Source organism: Catenovulum agarivorans YM01 (genome assembly GCF_000281085.1).
GTDB classification, from domain to species: domain Bacteria; phylum Pseudomonadota; class Gammaproteobacteria; order Enterobacterales; family Alteromonadaceae; genus Catenovulum; species Catenovulum agarivorans.
In genome coordinates this window covers 14,079-27,351 of the sequence record NZ_AJWM01000048.1, presented here as the reverse complement: position 1 = coordinate 27,351, position 13,273 = coordinate 14,079, and the positions used below count along the sequence as shown (strand labels likewise).

General features: G+C 40.3%; 10 protein-coding genes. 1 reads left to right on the top strand and 9 read right to left on the bottom strand.

Translation table 11 applies throughout. The features are described from left to right. Window positions 1–23 precede the first annotated feature (23 nt). Together WSC_RS21510 and WSC_RS23790 are read right to left on the bottom strand one after the other, a co-directional pair. Complete coding sequence (locus tag WSC_RS21510; RefSeq protein WP_016953995.1) at window positions 24–1,004, bottom strand: Wzz/FepE/Etk N-terminal domain-containing protein; 981 nt, start codon at window positions 1,002–1,004, stop codon at window positions 24–26. Window positions 1,005–1,065: 61 nt separating this feature from the next. After that, the gene (locus WSC_RS23790; protein ID WP_016953994.1) at window positions 1,066–4,164 is read right to left on the bottom strand and encodes an SLBB domain-containing protein; all 3,099 of its coding nucleotides are present in this window, start codon (window positions 4,162–4,164) and stop codon (window positions 1,066–1,068) included. A 357-nt stretch (window positions 4,165–4,521) separates the two neighbouring features. Between WSC_RS23790 and WSC_RS0100710 the strand changes: the two genes are divergently transcribed. Continuing rightward, window positions 4,522–5,121 carry a Uma2 family endonuclease gene (locus tag WSC_RS0100710; RefSeq protein WP_016953993.1) on the top strand — a complete coding sequence of 200 codons (600 nt, stop codon included), beginning with the start codon at window positions 4,522–4,524 and terminating at the stop codon, window positions 5,119–5,121. 12 nt (window positions 5,122–5,133) lie between these two features. Here the strand turns inward: WSC_RS0100710 and WSC_RS0100705 are convergent, their stop codons facing one another. The 7 genes from WSC_RS0100705 to nadC all read right to left on the bottom strand — a co-directional run bounded on the left by WSC_RS0100705 (window position 5,134) and on the right by nadC (window position 12,543). Continuing rightward, window positions 5,134–6,108 (bottom strand): Gfo/Idh/MocA family protein, encoded by a 975-nt coding sequence (locus tag WSC_RS0100705; RefSeq protein WP_016953992.1) that lies wholly within the window; start codon window positions 6,106–6,108, stop codon window positions 5,134–5,136. A gap of 3 nt (window positions 6,109–6,111) precedes the next feature. After that, window positions 6,112–7,704 carry an apolipoprotein N-acyltransferase gene (lnt, locus tag WSC_RS0100700; RefSeq protein ID WP_016953991.1) on the bottom strand — a complete coding sequence of 531 codons (1,593 nt, stop codon included), beginning with the start codon at window positions 7,702–7,704 and terminating at the stop codon, window positions 6,112–6,114. Continuing rightward, window positions 7,704–8,582 (bottom strand): CNNM family magnesium/cobalt transport protein CorC, encoded by an 879-nt coding sequence (gene corC, locus WSC_RS0100695; RefSeq protein WP_016953990.1) that lies wholly within the window; start codon window positions 8,580–8,582, stop codon window positions 7,704–7,706. The genes lnt and corC overlap by 1 nt, the downstream gene beginning before the upstream one ends. Before the next feature lie 21 nt (window positions 8,583–8,603). After that, the gene (gene ybeY, locus WSC_RS0100690; RefSeq protein ID WP_016953989.1) at window positions 8,604–9,095 is read right to left on the bottom strand and encodes an rRNA maturation RNase YbeY; all 492 of its coding nucleotides are present in this window, start codon (window positions 9,093–9,095) and stop codon (window positions 8,604–8,606) included. Beyond that, window positions 9,085–10,107, bottom strand: a complete 1,023-nt coding sequence (locus tag WSC_RS0100685; RefSeq protein WP_016953988.1) for a PhoH family protein — start codon at window positions 10,105–10,107, stop codon at window positions 9,085–9,087. Before WSC_RS0100685 ends, ybeY begins: the two co-directional genes overlap by 11 nt. 27 nt (window positions 10,108–10,134) lie before the next feature. Further along, window positions 10,135–11,568 carry a tRNA (N6-isopentenyl adenosine(37)-C2)-methylthiotransferase MiaB gene (miaB, locus tag WSC_RS0100680; protein WP_016953987.1) on the bottom strand — a complete coding sequence of 478 codons (1,434 nt, stop codon included), beginning with the start codon at window positions 11,566–11,568 and terminating at the stop codon, window positions 10,135–10,137. A gap of 105 nt (window positions 11,569–11,673) precedes the next feature. After that, window positions 11,674–12,543: a carboxylating nicotinate-nucleotide diphosphorylase gene (gene nadC / locus WSC_RS0100675; RefSeq protein WP_016953986.1), complete on the bottom strand. Its 870-nt coding sequence runs from the start codon at window positions 12,541–12,543 to the stop codon at window positions 11,674–11,676. Window positions 12,544–13,273 lie beyond the last annotated feature (730 nt).

Sequence of the window (13,273 nt, the reverse complement as noted above, 5' to 3'; positions counted from 1 at the left end):
TCATTCCCCTTACACTTGTCACTCTATGATTTTTTTAAAGCCTTAATTTCATAAAACTTGCGACCGAAAAGCACCAATATTGAAAGACATCCACCAAGAAAAGTGCCAACCATTACAATACTTGTTCGGTTTGGTCCGCTCTTTTGAGCGGCAACCATTGGTGCAACTACTGCTTGCAATAAATATTCATTACTTACTTCTGCCAACATTAGTGTTTTTAGTTGACTTTCTATGAGACTATAAAAAACAGACTGCATGTCTACTACCTCTGTCTCAGTAATTTTATCTTTCAAATAATCAATGTTCTTCTGCGCATTTGATATATCTTTGTTCTGAAAGTATAAATTGACCTCTCGCAATAGAATTCTACAAATTTGCTCAGCCACTTTCGGAGATTGATGCTCAACGGAAACTTTTATCATCCCTGTTTTACCGTTCATATCCACGATTAAAAGTTGATTTAAAGCTAAGTAAGCTTCCCAATCACTAGGCTCTTTACCTTCAACCCACTTTTCATTGTCTTTGTCATACAGTTCTGAGTGATATACTACCCCCCCTGTTTCATTATCCCACTCTTCTATTGCTAACAGCAAATGTTTAAGCTTTTGTTGAATAATCATGTTCTCAAGAAAAGGGCGACTCTTGAGTAGTTCGACAGCGTGAGAAATACGAGCTGAGTCCCCACTTCCCATACTTATCCCAGCTATAGATGCCAGCCCACCAAGTTTATTCGACATACTTGCAAGTCCTCCTCCACTTTCAACCTGAGAGGAAGCTAGTATCATTTCTGATTTGTAGTAATTTGGCAAAGATAGAGAGTAGATTACTGCAAAGAAAAAGAAAAGGCCTGTAACCACAATGATAAACAACTTCCCTGTCCAAACGAACTCGAGCAGGGCAAAAAGATCGACCTCTTTCTCTTGTTTTTCCATTTTTTTTTCAGTTTCTGTGGACAATTTCAACCGCGCTTCCATTTCATTTAATTTATGTTCATTATCTTTCATTTAATTGCCTTTCTACGAGCCGCAACAGACTAATAAGTATCGATTCTTTCCCCAAGAGGCTTTACAACGCTGCTACAGCTGCGATTGCAACAGTAGACTGGTATATAATACCAGTGACTTCTTTCCATATTGTAAGCGCAGGTACTGGGTCTACATTTGTTGGCACAACTATGGTATCGCCTGGCTCTACTGCGTCATCAAAACTAAACCAGCCAATGTTTGAAACTACTCTGCCATTCGCTTTTATTATGTAAGCATCTGAACGCTCAGCCAGTTGGTTATAACCCCCTGCGGCTGCAACATAATCTTCTAAATTCCAGCTAGATTTATAAATTTGTGCAGTTGGTGCGTACACTTCACCAATTACTGATACAGCTTGGTTTATCGTAGGTATTATTAATACGTCACCATCACGTAATTGTACCGATTCTTCAATATCTAATAACTGGTCGCGGTTTATTATCATACGGCCGGTCGCTTGAGCAGCTTGCAGTTGGTCTAACAAGGCTAGAATGGTGTCTGCATTACCGGCTTCGCCAGAATTAATTTGCGTTGAAACTAATTCACGGCGTAGTTTTTTCTCAGCTTCATCTAATAGTTTTTGTTCTTTCGCTTTTAAGTAACTGCGGGTAAATATTGAGGCATCTAAAAATGCATCATCAGTAAAGCCGCCAGCGCGCTGTATTAACTGAGCTAAGGTTTCACCTTTATTGATAGTGTAATTACCTGGGAACTTAAATTCGCCCATTAAGGTAACTGTTTCGTGGTCACGCCATTCTGGTATTTTTTTAACTAGTACTGTATCGCGTGGTTGTAGTTGATATTCTTCAATACTGGTTGTGGTTAGGTCTATGGTTTCTAATATAAATTCAGATGAGTCAATTAAGTTTGAGTCAAAGCGGCTGATATTCATTTCATTTAAATAACTGGCTTCTGTATAGCCACCTGCAGCATCTATTAGCTCGGCAATTGTCATGTTTGATGAAAGCGGGTAAGTACCTGGAAAACGTACTTCACCATTTATATTTACCAATAACTCACGGTTTTGTTTATTATTTTGCGCTTTTATTTGTGCAACTAAGTCGCCTATTGCTGCAGCGCGCGATGCGTTTTGGGCAAAGACATATAGTTTGTCTTGTGGCTGTAGTTTTAAGCTTAAGTCTTGTGCATTGCGCATGCTCAAGGTTTCAAACTCAAATCTGTCTAGCTGGTAGTTGCGGCGTTTTAGCAACATGTAATCTAGGTCGGTTTCTAGTTTAATGTCGTGTGCGGCTAATAATAGGTCGCCTACTGTCATATCTGTTGCTAATGGAAAGTACGCCGGAAATTTTACATTACCTGTTACTTGTACAATATTGGCAGGTTCGCCATTACGTGTTTGTTGTTGTAGCTCTAATAATGCACCGGCTAAATCACCAATTTGTTCGCTGCGTGTATTGTTACTTGAAAATACAAATAATCTGTCTTCTGCTTTTAGCTGAATGTTTTTGGTACTGCCGCTGGTTAAATCTATTTGCTCGAACCAAGTACGTTTAGGGTTGCGGTTGCGGCGTTGTAATAAGGCAAATTTTAAGTCGGTATCAATTTTATAGTCGTATGCGGCTTGCAGTAGCTGTTCTACCGTCATGTTATTGGTAAGCGGATAACTACCAGAAAATTCAACATTACCTGTAATTGAAACTATTTTTGCTGGTTCGGTTGCACGAGCTTGCGAGCGTAATTGTGCTAATACCCCAGCTAATTCACGTGACTGGTTCGCACCAAATATATATACGCGATCACGCGGTTGTAGTTTGATATTGTCGGCGCTATTACTGTTTTCTAATACTTTACCTATCGAAAATTGCATTGCGCTTATGGTACGCAGTGGTTGATGTTCGCGCACCACTATTGAGTACATTAAGTCGGGTTCTGCTTTTAGGTCTTTAATATTGTTGATTAAGTCGCTTACCCGTAAACCTTTGCGCCATGAAAATGCACCTGGGCGTTGTACGTGGCCATTAACTGAGACGACATTTTCGCGAGAATCGAGTATTGAATATACTCGGACTACGTCACCATTGGTGAGCTTTTGCTGTTTGCGGTTATTTTGGGTGAGGTCTAGGTCTATTACTGTGCGTTCGCCTTGCTTAGAGATACGCTCAATTTTTGATGCTTTTGGATATGCGGTTGCTAAATATCCACCGGCAAGGTTGATTAGTTCGTCTGCCGTTTCTTCACCTTTTAATTCGTATATTGCTGGGCGTTTTACTTCACCATCTATCCCAACTGTTGCACCTACTGGTGGCACAAATACTACGTCGCCCGGTAATAAGTTGGTGTCGTTGGCTGTGTCACCTTTTAGTAATAAGTCGTATAAATCGAATGTGGTAACTACTTTGCCTTTACGTTTAAGTTGTACATTACGTAATGAGCCTACTTCAGTTACCCCGCCCGACACAAATAACGCATGGGTAATGCTAGATAAACTGCTTACTGTGTAAGCACCTGGTTTGTATGCTTCACCTAATACAAATACACGTATTGAGCGTAATGCGCCCATAGTTACATTGGCTTTTGCACCTATTACTTTTTGTTCTATTTGTTGGTTTATAAAGTTTTTAAATTCGGTAAAGCTCATGCCTACTACTTGCATTGGGCCAGTTTCTGGCATGGTTATGCTGCCGTTTCTGTCTACTGCTAGTTCGTAGTTTTTAAATTCTTTACCAAACAATTGTACTTTTACTGTATCGCCTGGGCCTATTACGTATTCTGATGGCACAGGTACATCGGTTGCAGGAGCGAAGGTGGATGGGCTGCCGGCAAATAATTCGTAACCAAATGGTTTTAATACGCGAGCTTTTTTGCCTTGCTGTTTAGCATCGCCCTCAGATGCTAAACCTGTGCTGCTAGATACGCCTTTGTCTATTTCAGTTACTACTGCGTCGTCTACTGAACGGGCGTCAACTACATTTGGATTCGTTACTTTTTCGCTATTTACGCTTTGGTTTATTTCGTTTAGGTTTATACCATATTGCGCGGCTAAAGCTTGTTGTTGTGCTTTTGGCAGTTGTTTGAATTGTGCGATTTGTTCTTGTGATGGCGCTGCTGCGTAGGTGGTTTGTACCAAGGTAATACCAGCTGCTAAAGCGAAAATTTTGGCAAGCATGAACTGCTTCATGTTTTCTTTTTCCCTATCCGAAACTTCAATTTAACATTTTGCTAAATTGTTTTTTAATAACTGTAAACTCGTTTAACGCCTATGTGTGCTTTTTTACACTTATAATTGTATGTTCTTTTGTAGGCGTTGTTTATAGCGCGCTAATATAACAAAACTATGAATGGTTGCGAATTAATTTTTCGCGGTAAGCGGTATATTGTGATGGTTTTAACTTATGTATGTACAAGTATCGCAAATTTTGCTTACTGGTATTAGCTAAATTTTAATAGTAGCGGTTGAGGAAATTTATTATCGCGTGCAAAATGAGCACATGACAGCCTTTGTTGAGCAAAGTCTGAAGAATTTAAGGGGTAATTTATGTCTGTTGTTAGCAAACCAAGTACTTTAACTGTAGATGAATATTTGCAAGGTGAATTGGTTAGTGACATTAAACACGAATTTGTAGATGGCCAAGTTTATGCAATGGCTGGGGCGAGTGCTAATCACAATAGGATTTGTGGCAATGTTTTAAGAAATTTTGGCAACCACCTTTACAATTCAAAGTGTGAAGCGCATATGTCTGATATGAAGGTGAAAACGCCTTTAGGGAATTATCGTTACCCTGATGTTTTGGTTGTGTGTGACAACAATTACATAAATGATAGTTATGCAACTGAAACACCTACTATTCTAGTTGAAGTTATATCTAAGTCTACACGTAAAACGGACGAACAAATTAAACGAATGGAATATATCAATATCCCTACTCTGCAAGAGTACGTGATTATTGAACAAGATTATGTAGATGTTGCTGTATTTCGTAAAAGTGACGATTGGCGACATACCAATTATTTTTTAGGTGATGAAATTCACTTTGAATCTATTAACTTAACTTTATCAGTTGAGGAGATTTATCATCGCGTTGACAATTTAGACGTAATTGAGTATTTGCAGCAAAAGCAGGAAGAACTTGAATGATAACTATCCCTGCTATGAGCGCAACTGCCTTAATATTTCGTCCATGGTTTGCATTGAATTTAAGGTAAACTCATGGGTTACCACGTCGCTTTGTATTTTACCCGCTTTAATGCACTTTTCCGCTTCTGCTATTTCGTATTCAAAACCGTTTACCGAAAATGGTAGTTTTAGCGTTTGTTTGCTGTTGTCTTCATTTGTGTATAGGGTTATTTCTTCGCTTTCCCAAAACATGCTGCTAATTTCTATGCGGCCTTTGCTGCCGTAGATATGTAGGTTGTTTTCGGTTTTACACACTAGATTGGTGTTAAATTGGGCAAATTTGTTGTTCGAGTAGGCTAAGTTTGCCATGCTGGTTAAATCGACACCAGTTTCACCTATTGTCCCCATTGCTTGTATGTTTTGTGCTTTTTCTTGCATAAACCATTGGGCGGTTGCCACACAATATACGCCGCGATCTAGTAGTGCGCCGCCAGCTAGGTTTGGGTTTAGGTTTCTATCTTCTGGGTCGTCTTTGGGTATATTAAAACCAAAAGTTGAGCGGATAAGTTCAATGTCGCCAATTTTGCCTTCAGCTATCCATTTGTTCGCTTGTTGGTAAACAGGTAAATATAACGACCACATGGCCTCCATTAAAAAGGTGTTGTTGGCCTTGGCTAACTCAATTAGTTCAGCTGTTTGTGCTGCTGTAACTGTGAGCGGTTTTTCACACAACACGGGCTTTTTGGCTTTAAGGCAGCTTTTTACTAGCTCGAAGTGAAAATTATGTGGGGTGGCTATATATACTGCATCTACTTGCTTGTCGTTTATTAAGTCTTGATAGTTGGTATAAACCTTTTGCCCACCGTATTTTTGAGAGAACGCTTCACCACGTTGCTTGCTGCGGCAGCCAACTGCATATAGGTTTCCGACAAAATCTGCTGCTAGTGCACCCGCAAATCGATTAGCTATTTGTCCTGGGCCGATTATGCCCCAATTAAAGTTTGTCATATTTTACCCTTGCTCTGTAGCCTGTTGCTGGCAACTTTTTTTGCGCAATAAATACCCCAAAACAGCAATAATACTCAGTAGATAACACAAGTAAACGAGCCAGTCGCCAAATTGTTTATAAATAGTTGGGTATTGAATTATCGGCAATTTGTGCGTGAGCACGTGTTGCTCAAATTGTGGGGCTTGTGCAATTATTTTACCTTTGGCATTAATTATAGCGGTAATGCCGGTATTGGTTGCACGTACTACCGGAATACCCAGTTCAAGCGCACGCATTCGCGCAATTTCTAAATGCTGATGTGGCCCGTGCGATTTACCAAACCATGCATCGTTACTCACGGTTAAAATAAAATCGGTTTGCTCTGTTAGGTTGTCTCTAACTTGAGTCGGAAAGAGAATTTCATAACAAATTGCTGGCGTGATGTGAAAACCATTGGCGACTAAATCATGCTGAATATAATCACCTCGGGTAAAAGATGAAAATGGTAAATCAAATATTGGCGCAAGTTGGCGCAGCCAATCTTCAAAAGGGACGAATTCGCCTATTGGCAGTAAATGGTGTTTATTGTATCTGTTATCGTGGCCATGAAAATAACTAGCATTACCAGCTTCGGCTTGCTTTTGTCCCAATACAATTAAACTGTTAAAAAAGGCGCCTGAATATGGCCTGTAGTCAATAATACCTGTAACTATAGCTGTATTATTGTAATTTGCCGCTTTGTCTAAATTAACGAGAAACTCTTGCGCGTTTGGCTCTATGGCTGGTACGGCAGCTTCAGGCCATATAACGATATCGCTTTGCGAATAATAGGGTCGGCTAATGTCTTGATATTTAAGCATAGTCGGCCATAAATACTCTGGTTGCCAACGGTTTTCTTGCGCGATATTACCTTGAACTAAAGTTAAGTTTACCGTTTTAGTGGTCATTGTTTGACTAACCGAAGTTTGTAATACCGAAGAATTAGCAATTTTTAGAAAGTGCTGACTTGTAGCTGTAATGGTTGTCAGTAATAGTGCAACAGCAATTGTTTGTGTGCGGCTGACCTTTTTAAGAGTTCTTAATACAGCGGGCAACAAACTCAGGGTAACCACAACTAAACTAATACCTGTTTCACCAATTATCGGTGCTAGTTGCCCCCACATAGTATCAATTTGGCTATATCCAACCGACAACCAAGGGAAGCCTGTCAGAATAAAACTGCGTAACCATTCACACACACACCACAAAGCGGGTAACAATAAAATGGCCCAAGCATTGTAGCGCATTAGGTAACGAGTTGAGCTAATTGCGGCAGTAAAAAAAATAGATAGGTAGGCTGCAAGCAATAAAATCATTGCAATTGAGCCAACAACAGGCACACCACCATGCTCGTCTAAGCTGACATAAATCCAGCTTAAACCAAATCCAAACCAGCCGAGTGAAAAACTAAATGCATACGCTGCTGCAAGTTTAGTTGATGCGTTAAAACATAAACAAAACAAGCCAGGTAACAATAAAAAAATCAGCCAAGCTTGTGAAAAAGGCGCAAATGCTAAAGTGCCGAAGCCTCCAGCTACAAATAGCAGTAAACTTTGCCATTTAGCATTTAATTGCATTAAGCGGTTACTTCCTTATTTGCCTCGTTGTCACGTGGAATGGTCATTTGTAGTTGGTTAATTCGACGTCCGTCACAGCTGACAACTTTAAAGTTATAGCCGTTTACTTCTATCGCTTCACCTTTAGTCGGTAAGTGGCCAAACGCTTGAATAACCAAACCACCTATTGTATCTACGTCTTCCGCTTGCCACTGAGTTTTGAAAAAGTCGTTAAATTCTTCAATTTCAGTTAAGGCATTTACCGCGTATACGTAACTTGTGACTTTACGAATGTCTTCTGGCTCTTGAATGTCGTGTTCGTCTTCAATTTCACCAACAATAAGCTCTAAAATATCTTCTATGGTGACTAATCCCGACACGCTGCCAAATTCATCTACAACCATTGCCATATGGTATCTTTCTTTACGAAAGTCTTTTAACAATATGTCTAAGCGTTTACTTTCTGGAATAACCACAGCTGGACGCAATAATTCGTTAAAGCTGAAGTTTTCAAAGCCATTGTGGTAAACGTAAGCGAGTAAGTCTTTGGCGAGTAATATGCCTTCAACATGATCTTTGTCTTCGCATATAACCGGAAAACGGCTATGCGCAGATTCAATCATGATAGGCAGGAATTCTTCGACTGGTTGTGATCTTTCTATGGTAACCATGTGCGATCTTGGGATCATCACATCACGAACACGCATTTCTGCAATGTCCATTACACCTTCAATCATTTCCTTGGTGTCGTTATCTATTAAAGCGCGCTCGGCGGCTTCTTCAAAAACTTCCTGTAATTCTTCACGGCTTCGCGGTTCTCCTGCAAACATTTGTCCTAGTTTATCTAACCAAGACTTACCAGAAGAACCGTTGCTAGAGTGAGGATTGTCTTCGCTCATGTTAGCTTTTTTCTCATTCTGTTAGGGATCAATAGTTTCGTCACTTTTGTATGGGTCGTCAAACCCTAATTGCGACAAAATTCGTCTTTCTAAATTTTCCATTGTTTCGGCTTCTTCGTCTTCTATATGGTCGTAACCTAATAAATGCAAGCAGCCATGTACCACCATATGCGCCCAATGGGCTGTTAGTGGTTTATTTTGTTCTTCGGCTTCGCGCCTAACTACTTGAGCACAAATCACTAAATCACCAATTAACGGTAATTCAATTCCCGGTGGATTTTCGAATGGAAACGACAATACATTGGTTGGTTTGTTTTTGTGTCTGTAGGTATTGTTTAGATCTTGGCTTTCGTCTTCGTTGACTAAACGAATAGACATTTCAGTAAGCGCATCTCCACGCTCAATTAATGCCGCCTGGGCCCATTTTACAAATTCGCTTTCAGTCGGTGTCTCACCTTCGCAAGCAATTTGTAAATCAAGATCTAACATAATGTGTGAGACATCAAGCGTCATTGTCTTTTTTCGCTTTTTGTTCACGCTGTTTTATTTCATCCCAACGCTCATATGCATCTACCACTCGCTGCACAACTGGATGACGCACTACATCGTGTGATCGGAAAAAGTTAAAGCTGATGTCTTCAACCCCTTCTAAAACTTCTATTGCATGACGCAAACCAGACTTTTGCCCACGCGGTAAATCAACTTGGGTGATGTCGCCTGTGATCACAGCTTTTGAGTTAAAACCAATACGGGTTAAGAACATTTTCATTTGTTCTACTGTGGTGTTTTGGCTTTCGTCCAAAATAATAAAAGCATCATTTAAGGTACGGCCACGCATATAAGCAAGTGGAGCTATTTCGATAACGCTGCGTTCAATTAGGCGCTCCACTTTTTCAAAACCAAGCATTTCAAACAAGGCGTCGTAAAGTGGCCTTAAATATGGATCGACTTTTTGGCTTAAATCACCTGGTAAAAAACCGAGTTTTTCACCGGCTTCAACCGCTGGGCGGGTTAATAATATGCGGCGCACTTCTTGGCGCTCTAGCGCATCTACCGCACAGGCAACGGCTAAGTAGGTTTTACCTGTACCAGCTGGGCCAATACCAAAACAAATATCGTTAGTCAGTACATTGTGTACGTATTTACTTTGGTTTGGGTTACGCGGTTTGATTACCCCACGCTTAGTTTTGATAAAACTTTCTTTGCCAATTTCGTCGTCGTCACTTGATTGCTCAAGTACTTTAAGTGACTGAATAGCTAGGTGAACTTGTTCTGAGTCAAGTTCACTGGCTTTGCCTTTTACAATTTGTGTTTCTACGTATAAGTCACGTAATAAACCTGCGACAGGCACTACCACATCTTTTTTACCAGTTATTTTAAATTGGTTGTCGCGATAGGTAATTTCTACTCCTAAACGACGTTCAATTTGTTTGATGTTATCGTCAAACGGGCCACACAAACTTGCTAAACGAAAGCTGTCGGCTGGTTCTAAAAATACTTCGATCGATTCTAACTGGCTACTCAAGAGTTATCCTTTTATTTGTTTGTTCAATTACAAGCTTGGGTTAAATACACCCACACCTGTTTCGTCTACTGCAACTTGTTTTTTCGCTAAAATTTCAGCTGGTGCAGTTGCTACACGTAAACCCATTTCTTCTTCTGAGCGAATAAATTCGCCGCGTAATGAGTTTGACCATACGTCAACAATTTTCACATCAACAAATTTACCGATACAAGTGTGTGGACCTTCAAAGTTTACTACTCGGTTATTTTCAGTACGGCCACAAAGCTCCATTGGATTCTTTTTCGATGGGCCTTCTACTAAAATTCTTTGTTCGGTATTTAACATGCCACGCGCAATTTGTAATGATTGCTGATTAATACGTTGCTGTAATAAGTATAGACGTTCTTTCTTTTCTTCTTCGGTTACATCATCAGGTAAATCAGCGGCTGGTGTACCTGGGCGTGCACTGTAGATAAAGCTAAAGCTCATATCAAAGCCTATGCTGGCAATTAAGTCCATTGTCGCTTTGAAGTCTTCTTTGCTTTCACCTGGGAAACCGATAATAAAGTCTGACGACATGCTTAAGTTAGGGCGAATTTTCTTAAGCTTGCGAATTTTTGACTTATATTCAATTGCAGTATGACCACGTTTCATTAAGTTTAAGATGTGATCAGAGCCTGACTGCACTGGCAAGTGCAAGTGATCTACCAATTCTGGTAAGTCTTTATAAACTTCTATAATGTCGTCGGTAAATTCTACTGGATGTGATGTGGTATAACGAATTCGGTCGATACCATCGATAGATGCAACTAAACGCAATAACTCTGAAAAGTGGCAAATACTGCCATCGAAGTTTTCACCTCGGAATGCATTTACGTTTTGACCTAATAGGTTTACTTCACGTACACCTTGTTCAGCTAATTGTGCAATTTCGTATAATACGTCATCCACTGGTCGTGATACTTCATCACCACGAGTGTAAGGCACTACGCAGAATGTGCAGTATTTAGAACAACCTTCCATTATAGATACAAAAGCAGTTGGCCCTTCAGCACGCGGCTCTGGCAAACGGTCGAACTTCTCAATTTCTGGAAAGCTTACGTCGACAACTGATTTATCACCCGCTTTGATTTGGTTAATCATTTCTGGCAAGCGGTGTAAAGTTTGTGGACCAAATACCATGTCTACATATGGTGCACGCTGACGAATTGCTTTACCTTCTTGCGAAGCAACACAGCCACCAACACCTATAACTAACTCAGGATTTTTGTCTTTTAGTTCTTTCCAACGACCTAATTGGTGGAACACTTTTTCTTGTGCTTTTTCACGGATTGAACATGTGTTTAGGAGGATAACATCTGCGTCTTCTGCTTCTTCAGCAAGTGTGTATCCGTGGGTTGAGTCTAATAGATCCGCCATTTTTTGCGAATCGTATTCGTTCATCTGACAACCCCAAGTTTTAATAAATAGCTTTTTGCCCATTTAAATATCGCCCAAAATTTAACCAACGGGAAAAATGACCGCGTATTGTACCCAGTTTGCTTGGCTTAAACCATAGTTTAAGCCTGAAAATTGCTCGATTAATGCCTATCCTATGATTCGTAAGGATAAATCGAGTGCTTTGATGTGTTTTGACAGTGCACCACTTGAGATAAAATCGACCCCTGGCTGCGCGTAACTTGCGATAGTTTCTAACGTAATATCGCCAGAAACCTCAATTTTCGCCGGTGTTTGGTGATTTTTGTTTATTTCTACTGCCGCTGGAATATCTGCAGGTGCGTAGTTATCCAACATAATAATATCCGCGCCTGCATTTAACGCTTGTAGCAGCTCGTTGTTGTTTTCAACTTCCACTTCAACTGGTTTGCCCGGTGCTATTATTTTTGCTTGTTTAACTGCATTTTCAATTGAACCAGCTGCCGCTATATGATTCTCTTTTATTAAAAATGCATCATACAAACCAACTCTATGGTTTTTACCACCACCGCAAGTTGTTGCGTATTTTTGCGCAAGCCTTAAACCAGGAATGGTTTTGCGTGTATCCAGCAAGTTTGTTTGGGTATGTGCAATTTTACTCACATATTCGTGGGTAATCGTTGCTGTTGACGACAAGGTTTGCACAAAGTTTAGTGCCGTTCTCTCGCCAGTTAAAATGGCACGAGCTGAACCGGTTAGAATGAAAAGTGGCTGATTTTTGCTAACTTTGTCGCCATCTTCTACTAAAAACTCTATTTCAACTGGTTGATTGAGTTGTTTAAAAGTTTCAAGCACCCATGCTTTTCCACAAAATATTGCATCTTCACGGCTTATAACCTGAGCTTTTGCTTGTTGCTCAGCTGGGATTAATTGCGCGGTAATATCGTTACTGGCATCTGTACCATTTAGATCTTCAAATAGTGCTAATGCAACCATTTGTTCTATGTTTTTTTGCAAGTTTTGCGGTAACTGTGAAGTCATGGATGTTCTTTGTTTGCTGGAAATGCGGGGATTATATCTGTTGTGGTGTGTAATGTGCAATCAAGCCACCATATAACGAACATGGTAGTGTTTGAAAGTCACTGCAAGGCTAGTGCAATATGCTCAAAATCATTAAGCCATAAATACCGTGCCTGCAAGCCCACTCGAAGCATGGTTTTCTATATTCAGTGCTCGGCAGTTTAATGAGTGTTCCTTTTTAGCGCCTTTACAATGGTGCCATAGAAGGTCAAGCTGGTTGCGAAATTTTTTGCAAAATCGCTGCAAGGCCATCCATGGCCCGCTCTCAAACGGTATCCCTACCGATTGGACGTTTTGCAAAAAACACTCCCAACCACCTTTCCTTAACAATTGTTTTGCTGCAACCATTTGCAATGATGTGACAAAACAGATAGAGGGCTCAATTCTACCAGCAATAAAATTGCCGAGAAGGTTGATGGAAATGTTGTGAGCAAAACTTCAAAAGATAGGGATATCTTTTGCGAGCGACCCAAGGATGGGCTCGAAGCGTTTTTGCGAACAATATTCCATCAAGCTTCGATATATGGCACGAAACTTCCGGCTGTTTTGAGAAACATCTCGCAACTAACTCGATTTTTTTATGCCCTCAATCTAGCAGCGCCTCAACTCCAAGACTAACAAACCCACACGAATTCTCCGCCAGCAACTTTTTGCAAAAAATACTTGCTCTTATGCAAATTTAAACCGATAG

Bases quoted from the DNA above. Each gene is read 5' to 3' on its own strand.
- WSC_RS21510 (WP_016953995.1), bottom strand. From the start codon at position 1,004: ATGAAAGATAATGAACATAAATTAAATGAAATGGAAGCGCGGTTGAAA.
- WSC_RS23790 (WP_016953994.1), bottom strand. From the start codon at position 4,164: ATGAAGCAGTTCATGCTTGCCAAAATTTTCGCTTTAGCAGCTGGTATT.
- WSC_RS0100710 (WP_016953993.1), top strand. From the start codon at position 4,522: ATGTCTGTTGTTAGCAAACCAAGTACTTTAACTGTAGATGAATATTTG.
- WSC_RS0100705 (WP_016953992.1), bottom strand. From the start codon at position 6,108: ATGACAAACTTTAATTGGGGCATAATCGGCCCAGGACAAATAGCTAAT.
- lnt (WP_016953991.1), bottom strand. From the start codon at position 7,704: ATGCAATTAAATGCTAAATGGCAAAGTTTACTGCTATTTGTAGCTGGA.
- corC (WP_016953990.1), bottom strand. From the start codon at position 8,582: ATGAGCGAAGACAATCCTCACTCTAGCAACGGTTCTTCTGGTAAGTCT.
- ybeY (WP_016953989.1), bottom strand. From the start codon at position 9,095: ATGACGCTTGATGTCTCACACATTATGTTAGATCTTGATTTACAAATT.
- miaB (WP_016953987.1), bottom strand. From the start codon at position 11,568: ATGGGCAAAAAGCTATTTATTAAAACTTGGGGTTGTCAGATGAACGAA.
- nadC (WP_016953986.1), bottom strand. From the start codon at position 12,543: ATGACTTCACAGTTACCGCAAAACTTGCAAAAAAACATAGAACAAATG.